A 23,876-nucleotide genomic window follows, 5' to 3' on the forward strand; every position below is an offset into this window, starting at 1 on the left:
CTCATGCATCACCCGGGGCGGCTGATGGCTGCTTTGGCCGGGGTGGCCTTCGCCAATGTGCTCGTCTTTGTTCAGCTCGGTCTGGCAGGATCGATGGCGGAATCAGTGGCCATTCCCTATCGGCTCTTCAAGCCCGATCTTCTGATCATGTCACCTGTCGAATCCGAGACACTGTCCGATGCTGCCACGCTGGCGCGACAAAGACTTTTCCAGGCGCAGGTGCACCCGGATGTAACGGACGGCACGCCTGTCTACATGGGGCGCTCGACCTGGATCTCGGGTCATGACGCGTCATCCTCGATCCAGTTCATCGGGCTCTCGCCGGACGCCGGATCCTTCGTAGACGACGCGCTGGTCGATCCCCTGATCAGCCTGTCCCTGTCCGACACGGCGCTTGTCGATAGGCTGACGCGCTTTGTCGATATGCGCAGTTTTTCCGGGGCAAGTCCGGAGGCACCGGTTTCGTTCGAGATGCAAAATCGTCAGATCGGCGCGATCGGAACCGTGTCGATCGGTGGCGGGTTCGGTGGCGACGGCGTCTTCCTTGTCTCGGATCAGACCTTCTTCCATCTGTTCCCACAGCGGAGCTCCGCCACACCGAGCCATATTCTGCTGACGCTTGCTCCCGGCGCAGATCCCGGACGGGTTGCAGCCGAGTTGATGCAGCTCTACCCGCCCGACACAGTTCGGATCCGCGCGGTCACGGACGCAATGGAACACGAGATCCGCTACCAGATGACAGAGCGTCCGACCGGTCTGATCTTCGCCTTTGGCGTGGCCATCGGCGTCGTCGTCGGCATCGTGATCGCCTATCAGGTGCTGTCTTCAGATGTTGCCGATCACATCCGCGAATACGCGACCTTCAAGGCCATGGGCTTCCGCCAGGGCTTTTTCGTCGGGATCATCCTGGAAGAGGCGATCATCCTGGCCGCCATCGGCTTCTGGCCCGGCCTGGCGTTTTCTCACCTGTTTTATGAGGCGTTGGCTTATCTCACGAATATCCCAATCTTCATGACGCCGGAGCGCGCCGTCGCGGTCTTCATCGGGACGATCACGGCCTGCACACTGTCCGGCCTTCTCGCCATGCGCAAACTCGCCGCCGCCCAGCCGGCCGACCTGTTCTGAGGCCCCATGACAGACGCAGCCATTTCAGTCAGAGGTCTCGACCACTTCTTTGGCGAGGGCGAGGCCCGCAAACAGGCCCTTTTCGATATCAACCTTGAGATCAGGCGCGGATCGCTGACGATCCTTATGGGGCCGTCGGGGTCGGGCAAGACCACGCTGCTGACCATTATGGGCTGTCTGCGCGAGGTTTATGCTGGCAGCATCCGACTTCTGGACCAGGAGCTGTTTGCATCGGACGAGATCACCCGGATCGACATGCGCAGGCGCCTTGGCTTCATCTTCCAGGCCCACAATCTGCATGACAGCCTGACGTCCCGACAGAACGTGATGATGGGTTTGCAGGTCCATGGCCGGGGCGATCCCAAGAGGCACGCCCAAGCGGCGGATCACCTTCTGGGCCTCCTTGGGCTTGGCGAGCGGCTGGACTACCGTCCGGCGAACCTGTCTGGCGGGCAGAAACAGCGTGTGGCCATCGCACGGGCTCTCGTATCTAACCCCGACATCATCTTCGCCGACGAGCCGACCGCAGCGCTCGACAAGGTCAGCGGAATGGCGGCCGTGCGCCTTTTTAAGGATCTCGGTCGCGCCCGCGGCACCACGACCGTCATGGTCACCCACGATTCCCGCATCCTCGAACTCGCGGATCGCATCATCACGCTGGATGACGGCAGGATCCTCGAAGATCGCGCGGTATCTGGCGCCTAGGCAATACTGCGGCAATGAAGGTGCCAATAATGGATCGAGATCGCCCCCGTTGGACTGCTCTGCCTTCTTGGTGTTCGGCCAGCGCTAGCAGAAACCTGTCTGGAGGCTGGCGCCAATCCCATGCGAAACGGTTTGATCCGGGCTAACGATCAGAGTCAGTTTGATTGAGGGTCACGGCTGCCGGTCACAAACCAAGAGGAGCCTGTCTCTATCATCGTTATCTCTCTGGAGTGATCATCTAGACCAGCTTGTCTGATTTCGGCCCCGTCACAGAACCGGGGGCTATGCGTACTTCCTATGGCCAATAGTGGCCACAGGAGAACAGAAATGGGTATTTCACAATATGATCCTGTCGCACCGGGTCGACCGGCATGCAACGCAGGCAAGCAAGTTGGTGTCAACAAGCCCCCTCGTTGATCTGCCGGGATGCACCCGAAGTTATGTCGGGTCGGTGGTTCGCATCTGTTCAAGAGCGGAGGCACGGCTGTTGCGGTCGGAGGTGCAACCCTTTCTGTGGGATGCAAACTTAGCCGCGGCAGTGGATGCCGCTGACCTCAGAGCAACGGGAGTGCTCAAGGTTGACCTCGATGGAAAAAACAGGCCCGAGTTTCGAGGAGAACTGGCCCCGCCATTGAAGCAAGAGATGAGCTTCTTTGTGAGCTGGAAAAAAATCGCGTGGCCGACTGTAATGTTCCCGAGTTGGTAGCGTCTAATGGACAAAACCAGTCGCGGCCCTCATCGGCCATTGTCATCCATCCGGAGGTTCAGGTTTTGCGAAAACCCACATGCGCGATTGTAACCGGTGCGGCTGGCAATCTTGGGCGAGCGATAGCAGTTAGACTCGCTAGCGAGGGCGTGAACCTAGTTTGCGTAGATCGAACGTCTGAAGCATTGAACACCATGGTTCAGACCCTTCCCCCGAAAACGAAGGTCCTCACCTTTGCGGGCGCTGACTTGAGCAATCCGGCGGTTGCCCAAGCCATGGTCGAGGCAGCGGCAGATTCGTTTGGCGGCGTGGACGCTCTCGTCAATACGGTCGGAGGGTTCGCCTCCGGGCCGGTTGATGGCGATGCTCTCGATCAGTGGGACCTAATGATGAACCTCAATGCTCGGGTTGCTCTCGTGACTTCGATCGCAGTCCTGCCCACCATGCAGACCGCCCGATACGGCCGCATCGTGCATATCGCGGCAGCGCCGGGATTAAAGGCTGGCGCCAATCAGGCAGGCTATGCAGCCTCCAAGGCTGCGGTGCTTCGACTGACAGAGAGCATTGCGGCCGAACACCGCGGCAATCGCATCACGGCCAACTGCATCCTGCCCGGCACGATCGACACGCCACAAAATCGCGCAGCCATGCCGGATGCCAAAGTCTCCGACTGGGTTTCTCCCGATGCGATCGCCCGACTGATAGCCTTTCTCGTCTCTTCCGAGGCTGCCGTTGTCACAGGCGCTGCCATTCCCGCAACCGGTTTGGAATGAGGGTAAGGCCATGGCTGCTTTCGCCGATCCAGCGCAGTTCCTCCTCCTTTTATGGGGTACGCCGGGTCTTATTGTCGCCGTAGCATTTCTGGCTGTCGGCATCGACCGGATCGACCACGCAGCCGCGGGTGCCTACACGTTTCGACCGCTGCTAGTCCTGGGCGTTATCCTGTTGTGGCCGCTGGTCGTCTGGCGATGGGTTGTGCTTGTTCGACACCAGGGAGAGTAGCGGCATGCAGCGCGCTCATCGAAAAGCCCATGCGTGGATATGGACGATATTGGCAATCGCCCTGCCTGTCCTCCTAGCGTTGGCCTTTGCTTCGACGTCCCGGCTCTCGCCAGATGCCCCCTCCATCAAGCTTGGGACATCCGAGGGGCAGGTCCAGCCATGAGCACGGCATACAAACCTGTTGGATGGAACCGCAACAAGCTGATCTACGACGCTGTCCTCTTGGCCGGCGTGGTCGTCTACATCCTTCTCTATCTCAAGCTTGCGCCGCTTCTCTCACCCTCCGTGCGCGCGGTTGATACGCCGATCTTACGCATGCGCGCCTTCGGCTCGTTGGCCTTTCTGTTGTTGACCATTGTACTTGCCATGGGCCCGCTCGCGAGACTCGATCCGCGTTTCCTGCCTCTACTCTACAACCGACGCCATTTCGGCGTGCTCACCGCAGCGGTCGCGTTCACGCATGCCATGTTCGTGCTCGACTGGTACTTCGCCTTCAGCGCGACGCCGAAGCTCACGGCGCTGTTCACTAGCAACACGAGCTTTGGCAGTCTGGCAGGTTTCCCATTCGAAGTGTTCGGCGTCTTTGCTCTCGTGATCCTGATCGTTTTGGCTGCAACAAGCCATGATTTTTGGCTGTCCTTCCTGTCGCCTGCCGTCTGGAAGGCGATCCACATGAGTGTCTATGCAGCCTATGCCGCAGTCGTCCTGCATGTGGGCCTTGGTGCCGTCATCGGTGGATCCAGTCCGATGGCGGCCGTGTTTCTGGGGGCAAGTCTGGTCGCGCTGTCGGTGCTTCATCTGCTGGCAGGGCGCCGGGAGAAAGTGATCGACGAGGCGGCACCCCGGATCGAAGCGGAGACAGGCTGGGTAGACGTTGGCGACCTGCACGGCATCGAGGAAGGCCGGGCTATCATCGGAGTGCTACCACAGGGCGAACGCGTTGCCGTCTTTCGTTTCAAGGGCCGGTTGTCGGCTCTTTCCAATCTATGTTCACACCAGAATGGCCCCATCGGGGAGGGCAAGATCGTCTTGGGTTTTGCGACCTGCCCCTGGCACGGCTACCAGTATCGCCTCGAGGACGGGTGCGCGCCGCCGCCATTTCGCGAGCGCGTCCGCAAGTATCGTATGAAAGTCGTTGGAACACGGGTCCTCGTCGATCCTGTCGCCGTGCCACTCGGAACAAGGATCGAGCCTTTCACTATCGCCGAGGCGCCGTCTGCCTCTCCTCCGCCAACGTCAAGGCCAACGAGGACGTCGCCATGATGCCGCAACCACCAGATCCTGGTTTCTTCATCGGCTATTCGAAGAAGGTCCCGCCGGTGATCGCGCAATGTGCGCTTCTCTTCGGCGTGTTCCTATTCCTGGGACTTGTCTCGGCGTCACTGGCCTTTTCGCTTTCCACGCAGAACCCAGGCTCCGGTGGTTATGTCGACGAATTGCGGGGCGGGCAGTTGTCCGGTGTCCTGGAAACGCTGCCCTATCCGATCTTGCGCGTGCCCGCACAGGATGGGCAAAGCCCACGCGCCATCATGCTGTCGGGGCAGGGGAAAGCTGGTGTCGCGAACCAAGCTGATCCCCTGAATGGACAATGGGCGGCAGTATCCGGCATCTTCGTCAAGCGTGGTGCGCTGGATATGCTGCTGGTGGGCGGCAAGCCCGGTCTGGTGGGTACAGAACCGCCAGCGGGTGCCAGTCAGCCTAATGCGCCGGTGTCCTTGGGCCGCTGGCGGCTGACCGGGGAAATCTGCGATGGCAAATGTTACGCAGGCGCCATGCGGCCGGGAACCGGGCTTGCGCACAAGGCCTGCGCCAATCTCTGCATCACCGGTGGTGTGCCGCCCGTGTTCGTGACGACCTCACCAGTCGAAGGCCATAACTTCCTGCTGATGGCAGGGTCGGACGGTGGTCCCTTGCCGCGCGAGATGCTGGATCAGACGGGTTTGCTGATCGAGCTTGAGGGCGAGGTTGAGCAGCGTGACGATCTTCTGATCTTCAGGGTCGAATTGCCAACCGCGCGGGGAGCCAACTCATGAGCGAGAAAACTCGGCCTTCACGCCTGCGCCATCTCCTCGGGCTTCTGTTCGTTGCGGGCCTTGTGTGGTTGCTTGCGATCCTGTGGTACTCAGGCCCGGCGTTCCTGCGCGGCACGATCTTCCAGGATCTCTTCATAATTGCCTATGTCGCCGCCGCTTTCGGCGTTTTGACATTGGCTGAGCGGATCGCAAGCGTTTGGACGAAGCGCTGAAGCAGGCGGCGCCCCACCTCAATCCGCGTCTGGTTTCAGAAGCCTCAGCACCGCCTCGCGATCCGCGTCGAGATGCGGAGGACGGCTGCGGTACTGAACCGGCGTCACCGACATCTTGAGCGGATTGCCGAGCAAACGAACCGGGTTCTCGGTCTCATCGCCCGGCAGTTCCACCACCATACCGCGCGCCAGCGTATGGGGATCGCTCAAGACGGTATCGATCGTCGCGACGCGACCAGCCGGCACACCGGCGCCGAGCAGACGTTTTTCCCAGGATAGCGCGGTGTCCTTCGCGATTTCCGCCTGGATCAGGGCCTGCAGCTCCTCAAGGTTGACAAGCCTGTCCCTGTTCCTCTGGAACCGGTCGTCGAGCGCGAGTCCTCCAAGTCCTATCGCTTCGGCAAAGCGCTGGAACTGTGTGTCATTCCCCACCGCAACGGCCAGATATTCGTCGGAGGCCGCAAAGGTCTGGTAGGGTGCGATATTCGGGTGTGCATTGCCGAGCGGCTTGGGAACCCGGCCTGAAACCAGATGATTGGTGGCGGCATTGATGAGCCAGGCAACCTGGCTGTCATAAAGGGCAAGGTCGATATGCTGACCTTCTCCCGTCCGGTCGCGGTGTCTGAGCGCTGCCAGCACGCCGACCGTCGCATACATGCCGCACATCACATCCGCGATCCCGACGCCCACCTTTACCGGCTTGCCGCCGGCTGCCTCTGGTTCGCCGGTAATGCTCATGATCCCGCCCATGGCCTGAATGAGAAAATCGTAGCCGGTGCGATCGGAATAGGGACCCGTCTGGCCAAACCCTGAAATCGAGCACCAGATGATATCCGGCTTGATCTGTCTGAGGTCCTCATAGCCGATGCAGCGACGGGAGAGATCGCCGGGTTTGTAGTTTTCGACCACGACGTCCGAAATGGCAACCAGCCGGCGCAGCAAGGCGACGCCGTCTTCGCTCGCGATATCGATGGCGATCGATTTCTTGTTCCGGTTGGCGCAGAGGAAATAGGCACTCAGGTCACTGTCATCGCCGTTCGCATCGGGTAAGAACGGAGGTCCCCAGCTACGCGTATCATCGCCGCTCTCGGGTTTTTCGACCTTGATGACCTCGGCGCCGAGGTCGGCCATCAGTTGGGTTGCCGTCGGGCCGGCGAGAATCCGCGATAGGTCCAGGATGCGCAACCCTTCCAGGCTGCCCGGTGGAACCGGTCTGTCTTCCTGGGTCATTGTTTCACTCGTCTCTGACGTCATATCGTCTCATGCTTTCCAGGGGGCGGCCTTGAACCAGGCGACCAGATAAGCGGTCGCGATCAGCAGGGCGAAACCAGTGAGGTTGGCAAGTGCCGTCCACAAGGGCGTGCGCCCCACGTGATCGAGCCAGATGCCGATGATCTGTGCAACGACCATGCCCGTCGTGAAAACCGCCAGGGATTGCTGCCCTACCTTCATCAACACGCGTGTGAGGGGATAGATGCGCGGATGGATCAATCTCTGGCCCCCGACGCCGACGGCATGGAAGGCGATATAGGCAAGCGCCACGAAATGAACGAGCCGCAACAGGCCGAACGTGGTCTTGTCGGTCAAAGGCCGGATGGCACTGGCCGCATCCCGGAAGAAGACTGAAGCGTCGAGGACCATGTACCAGGCGAAGGGCACGGTCGCGAGAACCACTGCGATGGCCAATGCCATCAGCCAGCGCGTATCCGGCGGCGAGACGATCGTGCCGCGCATCAGGAAGAAGCCGAGAAAGAAGAGGAACTGCCAGCCGAAGGGATCGAAGAACCAGGAACGGTCGGACCAGGGCTCGGCTGGAAAATGCACCAGGGCAAACTGGGCGGACAGCCAAAGCACGGTCATCAGCAGCAAGGGCAGATACCGGTTCAGCCGCTCGGCGAGCAGCATGACCGGCATCAGGGCCAGGATGACCATGTACATCGGCAGGATGTCGAAATAGTTCGGCACATAGGTGAGGCTCATCAGCCCGATGAGAAGCGGAGCAGGTTCGCTAAACAGCCGGACGAGGTTAAGGCTCTGGATGTAGGAGGTCCCATCCGGCTTATTGCCGGCAACGGCCATCAACGTTGCAATGACGAGGAACACGCAGATATGCGACCAGTAGATCTGCCAGATGCGCTGCACCACCCGGGCCGACAGCATGACGATCCCCTCCCGGTCGAAGAGACGACCGAAGGCAATCGCTGAAGCCATGCCCGACAGGAAGACGAACATTTCGGTGGCGTCGGAGAAACCGAACCGTGCCGGTATCCACAGGGCCCAGTGATCGTTCGGCACATGCGCCAGAAGAATGATCAGCATTCCGATCCCGCGAAACACATCGAGGCGCGGATCGCGAGGCCGCTTGATGCGCGGTGGCAGGTCGGACCTTGCGGTCGGCTCAGAAGGCGTTTTTGTAAGCATCGGCATCAAAACTGCATGAAATCAGAGTAAAGGTTGTCCGGCCTTCGGCGGCGACAAGCTCGCGGCGGAGATCGTCGGCCGTCTCGACGCGAACGCCGTGACCACCAAATCCGGTCGCAATGGTGGCAAAGTCGGTTTCGCCAAGCGCGACACCGGCCGGCGCCAGGCCGGCCGAGGCCTGCTTTAGTGCGATGAGCGCGAGGCTGCGATCCTGGAAGACGACCACGGTGACGGGATGGCCGAGATCCCGCAGCGTTGCCAGTTCGCCGATCCCCATCTCCAGCCCGCCATCGCCCATCACCGCAAAGACGCGGCGTGCGGGATCGGCGACCTTCGCTCCGATCGCCAGAGGCAGCGCGGCGGCCATGGTGCAGAAGCCGGCGGACTGCAGGAGCGACAAGGGGCGGTGGGCAATCCATTTTTGCGAGAGCAGGATCCGGTGTGCGCCGCTGTCGACCGTCACAAGGCCACCCGCGCCGGCCGCCTCGTTGAGCAGGTCGATGATGGCATGGGGACCCCAGTCCGAGCGGGTCGCAAAGATCTCAGTGACCTTTTGCCGGGCGCTGACGTGTTCGCCATCAGGCCAGGATGCCTTGGTCTCAACGGCACTGGCCAGGACGGCCGTTGCGTCGGCAGTATTGGCGACGAACCGGGTGGCCGCATGATGCATGGCATGATCTGGCGCAGCGGAAGTGATTTCGATGATCCTGTCGGGATCCGAAACCGGATCCAGCCAGCCTAGACGCATCTCGATCGGATCGTAGCCGATCAACAGGATCAAATCGGCGCGCCGCATCAGGTCGAGCATGATAGCGTCTGCCAGTGGCGACAGTCCGGCACCGCCGAGAGAGAGAAGATGTGTTTCCGGGATCAATCCCTTGCCCTTGTAGGTCGTCAACACAGGTGCACCGATCGCTTCGGCCAGACGCAGGATGTGAGGACCCGCATTCGCCCTTGCCGCCTCGAAGCCGGCGAGGATCAGGGGCCGCTCAGCCTTTGCAAGTCGCTGTGCCAGGGTCTGGATCGCCGGATCGTCTGCCCCGATTGCAGGCGCAAGGATCTTGGTCGGGCTGATCACCCTCGGATCGGGATCGACCATGGCTGCAACGGCAGGGGAGAGATCGAGATGAACAGGCCCCATCGGTTCTGTGAGAGCAAGCGCCAGCGCGCGGGCAACGGTGGGTCCAGCGCTCTCGCATTCGATCTCGAAACTCGCCTTGACCAGAGGCCGCAGGAGCTGAGCGTGATCGATCACCTGATGCGTGTAGCGAGCGCGTGTGGCGCGGTCGACGATGCCGGAGATGACGACGAGCGGTACATGCTCCTGGGCTGCGTCCGCAATGCCGTTGACGGCGTTAGCGAGACCAGGCCCGACAGTGGTGACGAGCAGGCCGGGTGTGCCGGTTGTGATGCTGGCGCCCGCCGCCATCGAAGCGGCTGCCGTCTCGTGACGAGCCAGATGAAAGGCGATCCCGGCTTTTTCCAAGCCGTCGATCAAGGTGACGACCTCGCCGCCCGGCATGCCAAAGGCGTGGCGGACCCCGTGAGCATGCAGCGTGGCCGCAACGGCTTCAACTACCCGCGCGGGTGTGGTTTCGATGGCATCTGGCATTGGGCAAAAGCCTCTCTCAATATCGTGAAGTACCGCCAAATTGCGGCACCTCACCAAAGACTGTACGTGGAAATGAAGGTCTGGGGCAGGAGGCGACACGGTGACATTTCGTAAAGTTCTGCTGATCGCGGCTGGTCTTCTGGTTCCTGCTGTGGCTCATGCCGATGACTGCGGCGCGGAGGTGCCTTGCGTCGTCGAAGACGGTTCCTATCGGATCGAAATGCCCCTGTCGGGTACGCCGAAAGGCGTGCTGGTGTTTTTTCATGGCTACAAGAGTTCGGCCGAACTGCAGATGAAGCACCGGGCGCTCGTTGAGGTGGCTCATACCCATGGCCTGGCCTTTGCGGCCGTCGATGGCCTCAACGGAACCTGGTCGCATCCCAACGCGCCGGGACGATACCGCGACGAGAAACGATTTGTCGGCCACGTGCTTGATGATCTCAGCACGCGTTTCGGCTTCAATGCGACAAACACGCTTGTCGGCGGTTTCTCCCAGGGTGCCTCGATGGCCTGGTATACGCTCTGCCAACAGGGAGATCGTCTCGCGGGTGCCGTGACCTTCTCCGGTGTGTTCTGGAACCCGCTGCCGGACCCGAAGGATTGTGTCGCGGATATGCCGCCGGTGGTGCAGATTCACGGTTCGGCCGACAAGACATTCCCCCTGAGCGGCCGCGCCATCGGCTCGGACTTCCACCAGGGTGATACATTCAAGAGTATCGCCATCATCCGCCAGCAGAAGACCTGCAAGCCAGAGATCGCTACCCAGAAGGTCATCGGCGGCATTCCCTGCGAAGTCACCCCCGACTGCAACCGTGGTGAAGTCGCGCTGTGCATTCATGACGGCGGCCATCAGGTTCGTCCTGATCATCTGAACGCTGCTCTCAAGGATCTCGGTTTCTGAGGTGCCGTTCCGCACACCCTCGAAGCGGGGTGCGGAACTTCCGATTTGATGTCGGAGAGGCTTCACGCGGATGAACGCTCGCGAAACCAGACCACATAGGCGACAACAAGCCCGAACAGCAGGTGGCCAGCAAGAGATGCCCAGGTCAGGGGAATGAAGCCGAGAAAAGCTGGGAAGCCAGCGATCAAGTGGGCCATCACGTAGAGGGCAAAGATCCACAGGCCGACCCCGAAACCGAGCCCGGTCAGGAACAGGGGCAGACGAGGAAAAATCATCCGCTGCAGCGGCCGTGCGATGAAGAGGTAGCCGATCGGGTAGAAGATGATCCCGACGATGGCGTGGATCACTTCAGCCAGGAACAGGTTCTGAAAACCGAAGACGCTCTGGACGAGACCTGCCGGCTCGAGCGGGCCGCCGACGAGGAGCGGCGTTATTGCTCTTGCCCAGAATTCCCATGTGATGTCCGCAGCCAGTCCAGCAATGACGATGGTGGCCAGCAGCCGGCCGGACAGGCGTGGAAGAATAGGCGTATGGTGTGTTTCGATCATGGTCATTGTCGTTCCCCCTTGTTGAACGTCGATAGGGTGCAAATCGGAAAGATTAGAGAGCCCTGTGCATTTCGATTGACCCCAGCAGTCGATCTTCGGCTCGCAACAGGCCTCGAACGGCTCGAATGCGTGAGAAGCCGGCGCTGTCACCGTTTGTGCCGGCAGCTTTTGCCACAGCGAGTAGGAAGAAATCGCGCTGCGCGTTGCTGCCACCGATCATCGGCATGTCGAGCACTAGTTGATCCAGCATCTTTCGGTCAGCCGCAGTGCTCATTCCGGCAATCACCCGGGCAAGAGGCAGACCGACCTGAGCGGCGACCCGTGCCTGGTCGCTGTTGCCGGCGGCCTTCACCTCCAGCCCGGCGATGATATCGCGCACGGCAGTATATTCGCCGAGCGCGACGAGAGCGGCCAGCGTGTGCAGAGAGGCAAAAATCAGCGTTGTATCATGCCGCCGCTTCAGTGCGATCTCCGCCAGATCAGCCCAGCGGGACCCAACATCCACCCCGGTCTGGTTGAGCCGCCACAGCAGCGATACGGCATTTGCCACATCGCGGAAGTCGTCCGTCTGTTGCGGGCGGACTTCCTCGTCATAGATCCTCAGGACCTGCACGTGGTCGCCTCGCTCTAGATGCAGCAGCGCCAGATGCCAGGCCATATGGAAGGCGAAGTTGTTGCAGCGGGACCAGGAACGGCGGCCCTCTTCGAGCCAGGCAATGCCGGCCGCGGTATCGCCGCGCATCTCGTGCACATGGGACACGGCGTGCAGGCCCCACGCATCATCCGGCTGCAGTTGCACGGCACGCTGTCCGGCCCCTTCCGCGGCATCGTAGAAGCCATGCTCCTCGAGCGCGAATGCATGGCAGCCGAGCAGGAAGCCAGCCGCCGGCAGGTCTTCGCTCCAGACCTCCATCACCCGGTTGCTGGCCGACAGCATTCCGTTCGCATCTCCCAGCATGAAGCGCAGGGAGTGCGAGATCTTGAAGGGAAGAAAGGTCGCCGGTCGTTCAGAAAAGCCCTCATCTAGCCGCTCGGCGGCTGTCGAAAAAGAACCGCCGACGGCCGCCGAAAGCGCATGCACCATGACCTGTTCATCCCGGGTTCCTCCGTCGCGATTGGCCATGGCCCTTCGCGCGGCAGCCAACGCTTCTGCCGCCGGTGTCACCAGTTCGGACCGCGCAAGAATGAGGTTTGCAAAACCCTTGAGCGCAAGGGCCGCCACGTGGTCGGGATCCGCCGATAGTGTCGACTGGAGCGCCATCCCCGTATGTGGGCTATGGGCGGCCAGACCATGAACTGCCGCCTCGAAGGCCGTTTCTGCTTCTGAGCTCAGCGTGCTCGTTGAAAAATTGTAGGCATCCAGTCTCATTCGCTCGGCTCCTTCAAAGAACCATCACGATCCGGATTTTTTAGGCCAAGGGCTTGCAGGAGTTCGTCGCTCACAGGCTCTCGAAGACTTTCGGAGATCAAGCTCCGCGTGATCTTCAGCCCGCGAACATAGGTCCTGCAATTTTTGCATTGCGCGAGATGAAGCGACATCATCATCCAGGTTCGTGTCGAACCTTCCCGACTGATGTAGTCGCTGGCAATCTCAGGAACTTCTCTGCAAGTTAGCAATGCCGTTCGCCTCTTGGTCTAAACCCGGTCGGGTTCTGCCCGTAAGACTTGGGTCGGCGCAGAACGTTACAGCATTCCTTTCACGCTTGCGTGATGGTCAGTATTTTTGCCGAGAAGCAGAGCCTCGATCTCGTTCCGGATCCGAGTGCGAGCGCGGTGGAGCATGACGCGCTGGTTTTCTGGGCTGAGTTCGAGAGCCTTGCAGGTTTGGGCGGCATCATGACCTTCAACATCGCGCATGATCAGAACGGCCTTTTGTGCCGGCGGAAGTTGCTCGATGATGTCCCGGACGTGGTTCCACAATTGGCGCCCGGCAAGTATACGCTCAGGGTTCAGCCCGTCGAACGAGCGCGGTTCAACGACCCAATGCCCTGACGCATCAAACTTCGATGCCGACAGGTCTTCGCTTTCACTGCCCAGATCGGTTTCCTCGGCAAGCGGTGCGTAACGACCTTCGCGTTTGGCGCATGTCTTGGCCTTGTTGAGCAAAATCGCAATTATCCAGGTCGAGAGGGCTGCCTTGCCTTCAAACCGAGATATGTTTGCGATGACTGCAAGCCAGGTTTCCTGCGCAACGTCTTCGGCTGATGCCCGGTTCTTCACGATGGTCTGCGCCAGTCCGACAAGGGCCGCATGATGACGTTCGATGAGAAGTCGAAGGGCGTCAGCATCTCCACTGCGAAGCTGGTCGAGAAACAGTCCGTCCGCATGAATGCGCAGGCCAAAGCCGACTGCTGCAACGAAGAATGTGAAGCTCATCTGTACTCCGCTCCGTATGCGCTTGCCGGACACCCAGGAGACCAGTAACCTCGCTAAAGGCAGGAAAGTAAAGCACGCGAACACTGTGTCTCGGGAAATTGAACGAGTGTGTCATGGTCACGGGTCCAAGACAGCGGGGTGTCCTGTAGCCAGGAAGCTTTTAGCAATAGTATCCGGCGCAGGATGAACCGCGCAGGGTTTGCCGAAGGCTCCAACTTCTCAGAGAGGGGAGCCGTCATGACCAAGACCACGAGCAAGTTTTCACTTGAAGTCCGCAACCGTGCCTTCCGCATGGTTTTAGATCACGAAGCCGAGCGTCGATCACGCTAGGCTGTCGTTTCACGTATTGCTGCCAGGATAGGCTGCTCGCCAGCCAGGCTGCACGAATGGGGCAATTGGTTCAGCCACCGCGGCCTTCTGGAACCCATCGGGAACATCCAGCCAGCCAAGGCCGAAGAACGATACTACGCCATGCTGGACGTGCCAGCCATGGCCGCACAACTTACACCAAACGGTCTCCGGTAAAGTCGGGGCGGTTCAAATCCTTGAACGCTAGGAACGGGCTATCGGGAAGCGGCCCAACTTCCCATTGGTCTGAGAACCGAGCTAGCCGTGTGATCGGATCACAGCGTTGAACTCCGTTCCCGCTAGGGAGGCGGATTCTACAAGTCTCCGCGCAATCAGGCCCCCGCAACCAAAATCTCGAAAAAAAACCGCCATATACTGAAAAGCTCCTCGCAAAACACGAGGAGCTTTTGGCGTTTGATCGAGAAGACATCGAGCAGGTGACTTGTGACCTGAGATCCAATTTCCCTCCAGTTTCAGGAGAATCTTGGGCTAATAATATGGCCTCATGCGGCGTGGTTTTCCATAGCCATTTTTATTGCGAATTCGCTGGTGGTGATATCGCCGAACGACGAGTGCGGTCTGTTTGTGTTGTAATCCTCCTTCCATGCGGTAAGGTCGGCGCTGGCTTGAGCAAGCGACGAGAACAGGGTCCCGTTGAGGCACTCGTCGCGGAAACTGCCGTTGAAGCTTCGACGAAGCTGTCTGCATCGGCTTGGTACAGGTCACCTGCCGACTGCCTGAAGGGCCCGTCTTGTTGATCTCCTGACATCCTACTCTTGCGCCCTTTAATCTCGCGGCGGGCATGCCGACTAGCCGGCGACGATCAGGCGTTTTGCGGTGCTTGGAAATCAGCAAAGGTCGTGGCAAAACAAGAGGTTCGGTTTCGTCGGGTCGTTGTTCGCTTTTGGAAGACCGGCAATTACTTCGCGGGCTTTCGTGAGAAGCGCGACCAAAACAGGGCTTGGCTGTATACTGCGCATACTGCAGCCTTAAGTGATGGGGATACTGTGACGGGCACTGGTACTTCGGTGATGCCGGGCCGTTCCGGCCTGCAAGCCTCCAAGCGTGTCTGCCTGCTGGGCGCCACCGGTACGATCGGTCGGGCGACATCTGCGGCACTTGTGCGGCGGGGATATGAGGTGGTCTGTTTGGTCCGGCCGCCCGCTGGTTCCAGTGGAGCGAGGCTGCCAACGACACTCTCTCGAGTAATGGAGGGTGCATCTGTCCGGTTCGTGGATGTTTCCGATCCCGTATCACTGGATCGCGACGGGTTTTCCGGCTCCAGATTCGATGCTGTGATCTCGTGCATTGCCTCGCGCACCGGCGCGCCGAAAGATGCCTGGGCCATCGACCACCGCGCGCAGCTGAACGTTCTGGAAGCGGCACAGCGTGCAGGCGTTGATCACTTCGTCCTTTTGTCTGCAATCTGCGTGCAAAAGCCGCTCCTCGCCTTTCAACGCGCCAAGCTGGCGTTTGAGGCAGCCCTGCTGACATCCGGTCTTCGCTATTCCATCGTGCGCCCGACCGCTTTCTTTAAATCCTTGTCCGGCCAGATCGCACGCGTCCGCAATGGTCGCCCCTTTCTGATCTTCGGAGACGGCACACTGACCTCCTGCAAGCCCATCAGCGATGGCGATCTGGGCGGTTATCTTGTCGACTGCCTGGAAGATGCACGCCTCTGGAACTGCATCTCGCCGATCGGCGGGCCGGGTGAGGCGATCACACCACGCCAGCAGGGCGAAAATCTCTTTGAACTCCTCGGGCGCCAGCCGAGGTTCCAATCGGTTCCAATCGCCTTGCTCGACGGCATTATCGGTGGCCTCGCAACCCTTGGCCTGATCGCACCGTCCCTGCGCGAGAAGGCGGAACTGGCACGGATCGGCCGCTACTACGCAACCGAATCCATGCTTGTGCTCGATCCGCAGACAGGGCGGTACGATGCGGATGCCACGCCCTCGACGGGGACCGAGACTTTAATCGACTTCTACCGCTCTGTCGTGGCCGGCGGTGTCTTGCCTGAGAGGGGAGACCACGCCGTCTTTTAGGTTTCTGTGAGGCCTGAAGGATTAGCGGTCTGAGAACGCAGGGTTCCATTGCCACTTAGTGCCTCGCCGGCGGTGGGTTGAGGCGATCTTAAGGCATGATGGGGTGCAGGACATGGCCAGAAGAGGGAAGATGATGAGGACGATATTTGCCTGGGTGGCCGGGTTCACTGTCCTTGGGATCATCGCCATCGCTGTCTGGCTTTATGAGCCCGACAAACAGCGTGCCGCATTGGAGGAAATCTATGAAGGGGAATATCGCATTGTCGACGGGGTTCGTCTGCGACTGCGCGACACCGGCCCTACGGCCGCCCAGGCCATTGTCATGCTCCACGGTTTTGGCGCCAGCCTGGATACCTGGGAGGATTGGGCACAGGCCTTGTCGACACGGTACCGGGTTATTCGCTTCGACTTGCCGGGATTTGGGCTGACCGGTCCAGATCCGACGGGCGACTACACCGACGCTCGCAGCATGAAGATCCTGGGCGACCTGATGGACCAGCTGGATGTGGCCCGCGTCAGCCTGATCGGCAATTCCCTGGGTGGACGTATTGCCTGGAACTTTGCCGCCTTGCATCCGGATCGGGTTATCAATCTCGTCCTGGTCTCCCCCGATGGTTTCGCCAGTCCGGGCTTTGACTATGACAAGCAATCAGAGACGTCGCTGATCATGCGCGCTCTGCCCTACACGGCACCGCGCAGCATGTTGAAGGCTAATCTGGCTGCGGCATACGGAAACCCGGACGTCCTGAGCGAGGCAAGCGTCACCCGCTACCACGACATGATGCTGGCACCTGGTGTGCGTCCAGCAATCCTCGCACGCATGAGCCAGGTGATCCTGCGCGAACCCGGTCCAACGCTCGCCCGCATACAGGCCCCAACGCTGCTTCTCTGGGGTGAGAAAGACGGCATGATCCCGATCAGCAATGCGGATGATTATCTGCAAGACCTGCCAAATGCCACGCTGGTGCGCCTACCGGGACTCGGTCATTTGCCCTTTGCGGAAGATCCGGTTCAGTCGCTTCTCCCGTTGGAGCAATTCTTGTCAGGCAAGGCGCCATAGGGCCTCCATTAAGGCAGGGGTACAAACTCTGGATGACGTAGGGACACAACCCCACAATTTGGCCGTTTCAAGGACGCTTCACATCTGTGGTCGGCGGGTGGTTTCAGTGATCGAGCAGAGAAGCTGGGGTATTTGAACCGTTTGCAGGCCGCCGAGCTGGTGTCGATCGGCTATTCCGTCGCCTTCAGCGTTACCCCTTTTTGCTTGAGCAGCCGTACGATTTCCTGCAGATCCCCAACTGACCGCGCAAGCCGATCGACCCGCGTCACGACCAGGTTGTCGCCGTCGCGCATGAATTCCAGAAGCGTGTTAAGCTCCTTCCTATCCTGCTTGGTCGATCCGGATTTCTTTTCCTCCCGGATGACCGTGCACCCCGCCGCTTTCAGAGCCGCCTCTTGAATCGCCAGATACTGATCGATGGTGCTGACCCGCGCATACCCGTAAATCGCCATGAAGCGTCTCATTAGCTTCTAGACCTTCTTTGGGTAGCGTCTCATAACTGCAGAATCAAACCAAACGATACACTGATTTACGTCTCACGGAGATTGTCTCAGCAGGTATACCCCAAACGAAGCTGTGGCTTCATTTTGCGGAGGGTTCGGTCGTTGACCACCGATGCGCGTAGAATAGAGGGGACAGAGACGTGCCCAATCGAAAAGCTGCGTGATACGTGCACGGTGCGAGAGAGAATGTGTTGCGAAGCTTATAAACTTAGCGTCATCTCTTCATGAGATGAAGCGGGTTGATTGGTGGGGGGATTACCACCTGACCTATGTCGCGATGACGCGCCAAAGGGAGGATCTGTATCTCTATTTCGGGTGCCGCTCCTTCGAGATGAGTGGTGGGCTGACGAAGATCCTGTCGCGGCAAAACGCGAAGGAGACAACCCTCGACTACGAGCGCGGCACGCTCTACCGCGACGCGCTTCACTTTGCCGAAAACCGAGGCCTACACATCGTTCACGTGGAGCGAACGCTGCTGCGAGACCGCCTCGACTGGACGCTGCGCCAGAAGAAAAAGCTCACGGATCTCGCCAACCGCCTTCGCGCGCTCGGCGAATGGCTCGGCTTGCGGCAATCCCCGCTAGCCCAATCAGCCAAGGAGTCGGAACCCATGGTCGCCGGCGTAACCCGGTTCGAGAATTCCGTCGCAGATACGGTCAGCGAGAGGCTCGACGCTGATCCGGCCTTGAAGAAGCAATGGGAGGAGGTTTCGATCCGGTTCCGCTATGTGTTCGCCGATCCCGAAACCGCCTTCCGGGCGATGAACTTTGACGCCGTGCTGGCGGATAAGGACATGGCGCGGCAGTTACTTCTGAAGCCTAAGACCGAACCGGCATCGATCGGGCCGCTCAAGGGTAAGACCGGCATTCTTGCCAGCGAAACGGAGCGCGACGCGCGACGCGTCGCCGAGGTCAGTGTGCCCGCCCTGAAGCGTGACCTCGAACGCTATCTGCAGATGCGAGAGAGCGTTACCTGCGCATCGGCTTTACCGGCGAGGGCGGCCGCGTGCTGGAGGCGGTCAAGGGCGTCGCCTTCCGCGTCGGCCGGGAAAAACTCGGCATCGTCGGGGAGAGCGGTTCGGGCAAGAGCCTGTCCAGCCGGGCGCTGATGGGCGTTCTGCCCCCTCACGCGCGGGTTTCGGCCGATGCCATGTCCTTTGCCGGCATCGATCTTCTCTCGGCTTCGCCGGCAATTGCGCGGCGGCCGCATGGGCATGATCCTACAGGACCCGAAATTCTCGCTGAACCCGGTCTTGCGTGTCGGCCAGCAGATCGCCGAGGCGATCCGGCTCGGCGACTGCACGATGCCCCGCGCCGCCGTGCGTCGGAATGTTTTGGAGGTGCTGGAGGCGGTGCATATCCGTTCTCCCGAGCGCGTCTTCGATCTCTATCCGCACGAACTTTCCGGCGACATGGGCCAGCGCGTGATGATCGCCATGATGGTGATGCGCGAGCCGGAGCTGCTGATCGCCGACGAGCCGACCTCCGCCCTCGACGTCGCCCTGCAGGCGCAGGTTCTGGAGATCATGGACGAACTGGTGCGCAGGCGTGGCATGGGGCTCATCCTCATTAGCCACGATCTCAACCTCGCCTCGCGCTTACGCGCGGGTTGCTGGCCTGCCTTCCCGCCATTGACGGGCCGCTGACGCCGCAGCCGACCTTTGTGCGCGAAGCGAGCTGGAGCGAGGCCGGCATATGATCCGCATCGAAAACCTCACCGTGTGCTTCGGCAGCGCCATCGCCGTCCGCTACCTTAGTCTCTCGGTGGCGCCGGGCGAGAGTTTTGGCCTCGTCGGCGAAAGCGGCTCGGGACAATCCACCGTGCTGCGCACCCTCATGGGCCTTAACCGCGGCTGGACGGGCACAGTCAGCCTCGGCGGCATCGGCCTGCGAAAGGGGCGGCGAGCGGAGCTGGTCCGCCTTGCGCAGATGGTGTTCCAAAACCCTTATGCCTCGCTCCACCCGCGCTATACGATCGGCTAGGCTCATCGCTGAGCCGATGCGCATCAACCGCCTGCCGGATCCCGACGGCCGCACGGTCGAACTGCTAGAGATGATCGGTCTGACGGCGGCGCACCGCTTCCGCTTGACGCACGAGATTTCCGGCGGCCAGAGCCAGCGTGTGGCGATTGCCCGCGCGCCTTCGCTGTCGCCGCGCCTTCTCCTGCTCGATGGGACGACTTCGGCGCTCGATGTTTCCGTACAGGCGAAAATCCTCAACCTGCTCAATCGGTTGCGACGGGAACTAGACCTTACCTTCGTTATCGTCAGCCACGATCTCGCGGTAATTTCCTATATGTGCGACCGGCTGATGGTGATGCAGAACGCCTCGTCCGTGGAAACACTGACCGGCGAACAGTTGCGCGCCGGGGACATGCAAGCCGACTATACCCGTACGCTCTTCCTGGCGAGCCATCGTCGATTGAAGGTCGCTCAACTGGGCGATGAGTTCTGAACCCCAAGCTCAAGCGCCGGACGCTGGAGTTTCTGAGCCGTGATCACGATGACTTGCTGGTTCCGCGCCTCGATCGTCTCACGGCCATCAGCACTAGCGGATGGCACTCAAACGTATAGCCTATTTTAGCTCCGTTCTATCTCTCGCCGTAGTACAATCAAGCTCGTCAAGTCATCTACACTATCCATCGCTGAGACTTCGTTCCGCAGTTCGTTCAGTGCGTTGATGGATCCGACCTCAACCTCCACGACGAGGTCGAGCTGGCCGCTGACCGAAGACACCTTGCGCACGGCCGCGTAGCCGGCTAGCCGGTCCAGCACGCCGAGCGAGGGCGTGCGCTTCAGCGTCACCAGCAGGAAGGCCTGGATCTGGCCGTCGTCGAGCTGGCCGATATCGGCGCGGTAGCCCCGAATTATACCCGCCTTTTCCAGTCGCGTGACGCGCTCCGTCGTCGCACTGCGGGACAGCCCTATGCGACCGGCAAGCGACTTCATGGGGATGCGCGCTTCCTTGGTGAGGATGCTGAGGATCATCCGGTCGATGCTGTCCGTGCCCTGCATAATGCTCCTCTCCGCCACGCCGACAAGATGACGGTTATTGCATACACAGTGCTGGCGCAACCGGCATAATGCCGGGTGCGCCAAAGGGCCGTCCATGCAAATCTTCGTATCGAGAAGAGGATTGCCATGAACGACATACTGAAGACGACCCCGGATTTTTCCCTCGACGCCGCAGCCGGCCTGCTCAAGGAACATTATGGTCTTGCCGGCAAGCTCTCGCCGCTCGCCAGCGAGCGCGACCAGAATTTCAAGGTGGAATCGGCCGAGGGGACCTTCATCCTGAAGATCGTCAATGCCGCCGAGCCGGCGGTGGAGAGCGATTTCCAGACAGCACTCCTCGCCCATATCGGCACCCACGCCGGCGATCTGCCGGTGCCGCATATCCGCCCGACGCTGTCAGGCGAAAGCTTGGCCTTCATCACCAACACTCACGGCGCCGCGCACCGCCTCCGCCTCGTCAGCTGGGTCGAGGGCGTGCCGCTCGCCGAGACGGGCCGCAGCGAAGCCGCGCTCGAATCCCTCGGCCGCATGCTCGGTCGCTTAGACGCCGCCCTGAAGGGCTTCATGCATCCCGGCGCGTTGCGCGATCTCGACTGGGACATCCGCACTGCCGCCCGCTCGGCGGGCCGCCTTTCGCATGTAGCAAATGCCGAAGACCGCGCCCTTGTCGAACGCTTCCTCAAGCGCTTCGCCACCGTCGCGCCGCGCCTTTCGACGTTGCGGGCCGCCGTCATCCACAATGACGCCAACGATTGGAACGTGCTGGTCGATGCCGCCAACCACGACCGCATCTCCGGCCTGATCGATTTCGGCGATGCGCTGCACACGCCCGTTATCGTGGAAATGGCGATCGCCGCCGCCTATGCCGGTCTCGATCATGCCGACCCGATCGGCGCCACCGCCGCCATCATCAGGGGCTTCCACGCCGAGTATCCGCTGCTTGAAGAGGAAGTCGATCTCCTCTTCGACCTCATCTCGATGCGCCTCGTCACATCGGTGGCCATCTCCGCCTCGCGCCGTGTCCACGCCGAGGACAATCCGTATCTCACGATCAGCGAGCGCCCGGCGTGGACGCTGCTGCGCAAGCTCGACCGCATGAACCCGCGCTTCGCCACCGCCATCCTGCGCAAGGCCTGCGGCTTCGAGGCCGTGCCCGGCGCCCGCGCGGTCATCGACTGGATCGAGACGAACCGCAAGTCGCTCGCGCCCCTCCTCGAAAAGCCCGCGGCGACCTATCCCGCCGCGCTCGTGCCCTATGCGGACCCCGCCCATCCGATGACGATCGCCTCCGCCGCCGAGCGGCCGGACGAGGCGCAAGCGATCTGGGAAGCCTATTGCCGCGAGACCGGCGTCGAGCTCGGCATTGGCCCCTTCGCCGAGGAACGTACCGTCTATGCCGGCGAGATGTTCGTCTCCCGCTTCATCGAAGGCGCGCGCCGCACGCACCATCTCGGCTTCGATCTCTTCCAGGCCGCCGGCACTAGGGTCTTCACGCCGCTTGCCGCGACCGTCGTCAGCGTCGAGGTCGAGAGGGATCCACTCGGTTATGGCTGCCTGATCGCACTGCGCCACGAGCCCGAGGGCTGCCCGCCCTTCCTCTCGCTGTGGGGCCATCTCGCCCATGAAGCCGTCAACCGCCTGAAGGCCGGCGACCGGTTGGAAGCTGGCGCGCTGGTCGGCGAAATGGGCGCGCCGAAGGAAAACGGCGGTTGGGCGCCTCATCTCCACCTGCAGATCTCCACCGACACTACGCTCTCGGCCACCGAAATCCTTGGCGTCGGCGAGCCGCGCTATCTCGACGTCTGGACGGAACTCTTCCCCGATGCCCGCACCTTCGCCGGCATCGCGAAGGAATTGTTCAAACGCCAGGGCCGCTCGCATGAGGAGATCGTCAAGATGCGGCGCGATCTGCTCCTGCCGAACCTCTCGATCTCCTACGACAAGCCAATCAAGTTCGTGCGCGGCGAAGGCGTCTGGCTGATCGATGACAGCGGCCGGGCCTATCTCGACTGCTTCAACAATGTCTGCCACATCGGCCATGCCCATCCGGCCGTAGTGGAGGCGATGGCCAGGCAGGCGGCGACGCTCAACACCAACACGCGCTACCTGCACGATAACATTGTCGCCTATGCCGAGCGACTCACGGCGACGCTGCCGAAGGAGCTGACGGTCGCCGGCTTCGTCAACAGCGGCTCGGAAGCCAACAGCCTGGCGTTGCGCATGATGCGCGCCCATACCGGCCGCGAAAACGCCATCACGCTCGACTGGTCCTATCACGGCACGACGCAGGAGCTGATCGACATCAGCCCCTACAAGTTCCGCCGCAAGGGCGGCAAGGGCCCCAAGCCGCATGTCCATATCGCTGCCGTGCCGGACAGTTATCGTGCTCCGTCGGACTGGCCGATCGAGGAGCACGGCAAGCGCTTTGCCGAAAGCGTCGCCGAACAAATCGCCGTCATGAAGGCCAAGGGCGAGGGGCCGGGCTTCTTTCTCGCCGAATCCATCCCGAGCGTCGCGGGCCAGGTCTTCCTGCCGGAGGGTTATCTCAAAGAGGTTTACCGGCTGGTGCGCGAGGCGGGCGGCGTCTGCATCGCCGATGAAGTTCAGGTCGGCTTCGGCCGCGTCGGGAGCCATTGGTGGGCTTTCGAAACGCAGGGCGTCGTGCCCGACATCGTCACCATGGGCAAGCCGATCGGCGACGGCCATCCGCTCGCCGCCGTCGTCACGACCCGCGAAGTCACCGACAGCTTCAACAACGGCATGGAATATTTCAATACCTTCGGCGGCAACCCGGTCTCCTGCGCCGTCGGCCTTGCCGTGCTCGATGTCATCGAGGGCCAGGACCTGCGCGGCAATGCGCTTGCCGTCGGCAATTACCTGATGGACGCCTTCCGCGACATGCAGAAGCGCTACCAGGCAATCGGTGACGTGCGCGGCCTCGGCCTCTTCATCGGCATCGAGCTTGTCACGGACCGCAAGACCAAGGCGCCCGCCACCGTATTCGCCCGCGCCGTATCCAACGGTGCGCGCTGCCGCGGCGTCTTGATGGGCACCGAAGGGCCGCATGACAACGTGCTGAAGATGCGCCCGCCGATGATCTTCTCCAGGCGCGACGCCGATCATCTGATAGCCGTGCTTGAGGAAACCTTCGCCGGCGTAGAGAAGACGCTCGGCTAACGCCCAGACATCATTCTTTCAAAACCTGTCAGCTGGGGCGCTTTCCCCGGGCCGGGAAGACGCATGCCAAAAGGATCAATCAAGGAGG

The 23,876-nt window shown here is 61.0% G+C and carries 17 protein-coding genes and 6 pseudogenes; 14 read left to right on the forward strand and 9 right to left on the reverse strand.

The window, feature by feature from the left end; genetic code table 11:
• Window positions 1-24 precede the first annotated feature (24 nt).
• From SJY08_RS21300 to SJY08_RS21325, 6 genes are all read left to right on the forward strand, one after another.
• Window positions 25-1,125 carry an FtsX-like permease family protein gene (locus SJY08_RS21300; RefSeq protein ID WP_377278147.1) on the forward strand — a complete coding sequence of 367 codons (1,101 nt, stop codon included), beginning with the start codon at window positions 25-27 and terminating at the stop codon, window positions 1,123-1,125.
• 6 nt (window positions 1,126-1,131) lie between these two features.
• Entirely contained in the window at window positions 1,132-1,830 is a 699-nt protein-coding gene (locus tag SJY08_RS21305; protein ID WP_377278149.1) for an ATP-binding cassette domain-containing protein, read from the forward strand.
• Between the two features lie 771 nt (window positions 1,831-2,601).
• A complete protein-coding gene (locus SJY08_RS21310; protein ID WP_377278152.1) occupies window positions 2,602-3,309 on the forward strand; it encodes an SDR family NAD(P)-dependent oxidoreductase in 708 nt (235 codons plus the stop codon).
• Window positions 3,310-3,697: 388 nt separating this feature from the next.
• The gene (locus SJY08_RS21315; protein ID WP_377278154.1) at window positions 3,698-4,801 is read left to right on the forward strand and encodes a Rieske 2Fe-2S domain-containing protein; all 1,104 of its coding nucleotides are present in this window, start codon (window positions 3,698-3,700) and stop codon (window positions 4,799-4,801) included.
• Window positions 4,798-5,571 carry a hypothetical protein gene (locus SJY08_RS21320; protein WP_377278156.1) on the forward strand — a complete coding sequence of 258 codons (774 nt, stop codon included), beginning with the start codon at window positions 4,798-4,800 and terminating at the stop codon, window positions 5,569-5,571. The genes SJY08_RS21315 and SJY08_RS21320 overlap by 4 nt, the downstream gene beginning before the upstream one ends.
• On the forward strand, window positions 5,568-5,783 hold the full coding sequence (locus tag SJY08_RS21325; RefSeq protein ID WP_377278158.1) for a hypothetical protein: 216 nt from the start codon (window positions 5,568-5,570) through the stop codon (window positions 5,781-5,783). Before SJY08_RS21320 ends, SJY08_RS21325 begins: the two co-directional genes overlap by 4 nt.
• 18 nt (window positions 5,784-5,801) lie before the next feature.
• Here SJY08_RS21325 and SJY08_RS21330 read toward each other — a convergent pair whose 3' ends face one another.
• The 3 genes from SJY08_RS21330 to SJY08_RS21340 are packed head-to-tail and all read right to left on the reverse strand — an operon-like array spanning window position 5,802 to window position 9,816.
• The gene (locus tag SJY08_RS21330; protein ID WP_377278160.1) at window positions 5,802-7,013 is read right to left on the reverse strand and encodes a CaiB/BaiF CoA transferase family protein; all 1,212 of its coding nucleotides are present in this window, start codon (window positions 7,011-7,013) and stop codon (window positions 5,802-5,804) included.
• 30 nt (window positions 7,014-7,043) lie between these two features.
• Window positions 7,044-8,210, reverse strand: coding sequence for an OpgC family protein (locus SJY08_RS21335; RefSeq protein ID WP_377278162.1), 1,167 nt, complete (start codon window positions 8,208-8,210; stop codon window positions 7,044-7,046).
• Window positions 8,182-9,816, reverse strand: coding sequence for a thiamine pyrophosphate-binding protein (locus SJY08_RS21340; RefSeq protein ID WP_377278164.1), 1,635 nt, complete (start codon window positions 9,814-9,816; stop codon window positions 8,182-8,184). The genes SJY08_RS21335 and SJY08_RS21340 overlap by 29 nt, the downstream gene beginning before the upstream one ends.
• A 100-nt stretch (window positions 9,817-9,916) precedes the next feature.
• Between SJY08_RS21340 and SJY08_RS21345 the strand changes: the two genes are divergently transcribed.
• Complete coding sequence (locus tag SJY08_RS21345) at window positions 9,917-10,717, forward strand: alpha/beta hydrolase family esterase (protein WP_377278166.1); 801 nt, start codon at window positions 9,917-9,919, stop codon at window positions 10,715-10,717.
• Between the two features lie 62 nt (window positions 10,718-10,779).
• Here SJY08_RS21345 and SJY08_RS21350 read toward each other — a convergent pair whose 3' ends face one another.
• The 3 genes from SJY08_RS21350 to SJY08_RS21360 form a co-directional block, all read right to left on the reverse strand.
• Window positions 10,780-11,271: a hypothetical protein gene (locus SJY08_RS21350; protein ID WP_377278168.1), complete on the reverse strand. Its 492-nt coding sequence runs from the start codon at window positions 11,269-11,271 to the stop codon at window positions 10,780-10,782.
• Window positions 11,272-11,317: 46 nt separating this feature from the next.
• Entirely contained in the window at window positions 11,318-12,634 is a 1,317-nt protein-coding gene (locus tag SJY08_RS21355) for a tetratricopeptide repeat protein (RefSeq protein WP_377278170.1), read from the reverse strand.
• A 314-nt stretch (window positions 12,635-12,948) separates the two neighbouring features.
• Entirely contained in the window at window positions 12,949-13,674 is a 726-nt protein-coding gene (locus tag SJY08_RS21360) for an RNA polymerase sigma factor (RefSeq protein ID WP_377278172.1), read from the reverse strand.
• Between the two features lie 204 nt (window positions 13,675-13,878).
• Between SJY08_RS21360 and SJY08_RS21365 the strand changes: the two are divergent.
• Window positions 13,879-14,031 (forward strand): annotated as a pseudogene (locus tag SJY08_RS21365) (IS3 family transposase); the annotation flags it as partial.
• A 494-nt stretch (window positions 14,032-14,525) separates the two neighbouring features.
• Here the strand turns inward: SJY08_RS21365 and SJY08_RS21370 are convergent.
• Window positions 14,526-14,678, reverse strand: a pseudogene (locus tag SJY08_RS21370) (transposase); the annotation flags it as partial.
• A 384-nt stretch (window positions 14,679-15,062) separates the two neighbouring features.
• On the opposite strand from SJY08_RS21370, the gene SJY08_RS21375 reads away from it, so the two are divergent.
• Window positions 15,063-16,034 carry an NAD(P)H-binding protein gene (locus tag SJY08_RS21375; RefSeq protein WP_377278703.1) on the forward strand — a complete coding sequence of 324 codons (972 nt, stop codon included), beginning with the start codon at window positions 15,063-15,065 and terminating at the stop codon, window positions 16,032-16,034.
• Window positions 16,035-16,164: 130 nt separating this feature from the next.
• A complete protein-coding gene (locus SJY08_RS21380; RefSeq protein WP_377278174.1) occupies window positions 16,165-17,094 on the forward strand; it encodes an alpha/beta fold hydrolase in 930 nt (309 codons plus the stop codon).
• Between the two features lie 173 nt (window positions 17,095-17,267).
• Here SJY08_RS21380 and SJY08_RS21385 read toward each other — a convergent pair.
• Window positions 17,268-17,546 (reverse strand): annotated as a pseudogene (locus tag SJY08_RS21385) (recombinase family protein); the annotation flags it as partial.
• Window positions 17,547-17,850: 304 nt separating this feature from the next.
• Here SJY08_RS21385 and SJY08_RS21390 point away from each other — a divergent pair.
• The 3 pseudogenes from SJY08_RS21390 to SJY08_RS21400 all read left to right on the forward strand — a co-directional run.
• Window positions 17,851-18,570 (forward strand): annotated as a pseudogene (locus SJY08_RS21390) (BID domain-containing protein); the annotation flags it as partial.
• Window positions 18,570-19,295: pseudogene (locus tag SJY08_RS21395) on the forward strand (ATP-binding cassette domain-containing protein). The pseudogenes SJY08_RS21390 and SJY08_RS21395, both read left to right, overlap by 1 nt.
• Window positions 19,292-20,051: pseudogene (locus SJY08_RS21400) on the forward strand (ABC transporter ATP-binding protein). The pseudogenes SJY08_RS21395 and SJY08_RS21400 overlap by 4 nt, the downstream one beginning before the upstream one ends.
• Before the next feature lie 125 nt (window positions 20,052-20,176).
• Here SJY08_RS21400 and SJY08_RS21405 read toward each other — a convergent pair.
• Window positions 20,177-20,611, reverse strand: a complete 435-nt coding sequence (locus SJY08_RS21405; protein WP_069042963.1) for an Lrp/AsnC family transcriptional regulator — start codon at window positions 20,609-20,611, stop codon at window positions 20,177-20,179.
• 126 nt (window positions 20,612-20,737) lie between these two features.
• Here SJY08_RS21405 and SJY08_RS21410 point away from each other — a divergent pair, with 126 nt between their 5' ends.
• Window positions 20,738-23,788, forward strand: a complete 3,051-nt coding sequence (locus tag SJY08_RS21410; protein ID WP_377278177.1) for an aminotransferase class III-fold pyridoxal phosphate-dependent enzyme — start codon at window positions 20,738-20,740, stop codon at window positions 23,786-23,788.
• Window positions 23,789-23,876 lie beyond the last annotated feature (88 nt).

It is taken from the genome of Rhizobium sp. R86522, from assembly GCF_042466255.1.
Lineage (GTDB): Bacteria > Pseudomonadota > Alphaproteobacteria > Rhizobiales > Rhizobiaceae > Allorhizobium.

What these genes read in the sequence shown, in the direction of transcription:
- SJY08_RS21300 (WP_377278147.1), top strand. Translation starts at nt 25, where the DNA reads ATGGCTGCTTTGGCCGGGGTGGCCTTCGCCAATGTGCTCGTCTTTGTT.
- SJY08_RS21305 (WP_377278149.1), top strand. Translation starts at nt 1,132, where the DNA reads ATGACAGACGCAGCCATTTCAGTCAGAGGTCTCGACCACTTCTTTGGC.
- SJY08_RS21315 (WP_377278154.1), top strand. Translation starts at nt 3,698, where the DNA reads ATGAGCACGGCATACAAACCTGTTGGATGGAACCGCAACAAGCTGATC.
- SJY08_RS21320 (WP_377278156.1), top strand. Translation starts at nt 4,798, where the DNA reads ATGATGCCGCAACCACCAGATCCTGGTTTCTTCATCGGCTATTCGAAG.
- SJY08_RS21325 (WP_377278158.1), top strand. Translation starts at nt 5,568, where the DNA reads ATGAGCGAGAAAACTCGGCCTTCACGCCTGCGCCATCTCCTCGGGCTT.
- SJY08_RS21330 (WP_377278160.1), bottom strand. Translation starts at nt 7,013, where the DNA reads ATGACCCAGGAAGACAGACCGGTTCCACCGGGCAGCCTGGAAGGGTTG.
- SJY08_RS21335 (WP_377278162.1), bottom strand. Translation starts at nt 8,210, where the DNA reads ATGCCGATGCTTACAAAAACGCCTTCTGAGCCGACCGCAAGGTCCGAC.
- SJY08_RS21340 (WP_377278164.1), bottom strand. Translation starts at nt 9,816, where the DNA reads ATGCCAGATGCCATCGAAACCACACCCGCGCGGGTAGTTGAAGCCGTT.
- SJY08_RS21350 (WP_377278168.1), bottom strand. Translation starts at nt 11,271, where the DNA reads ATGACCATGATCGAAACACACCATACGCCTATTCTTCCACGCCTGTCC.
- SJY08_RS21355 (WP_377278170.1), bottom strand. Translation starts at nt 12,634, where the DNA reads ATGAGACTGGATGCCTACAATTTTTCAACGAGCACGCTGAGCTCAGAA.
- SJY08_RS21380 (WP_377278174.1), top strand. Translation starts at nt 16,165, where the DNA reads ATGATGAGGACGATATTTGCCTGGGTGGCCGGGTTCACTGTCCTTGGG.
- SJY08_RS21405 (WP_069042963.1), bottom strand. Translation starts at nt 20,611, where the DNA reads ATGCAGGGCACGGACAGCATCGACCGGATGATCCTCAGCATCCTCACC.
- SJY08_RS21410 (WP_377278177.1), top strand. Translation starts at nt 20,738, where the DNA reads ATGAACGACATACTGAAGACGACCCCGGATTTTTCCCTCGACGCCGCA.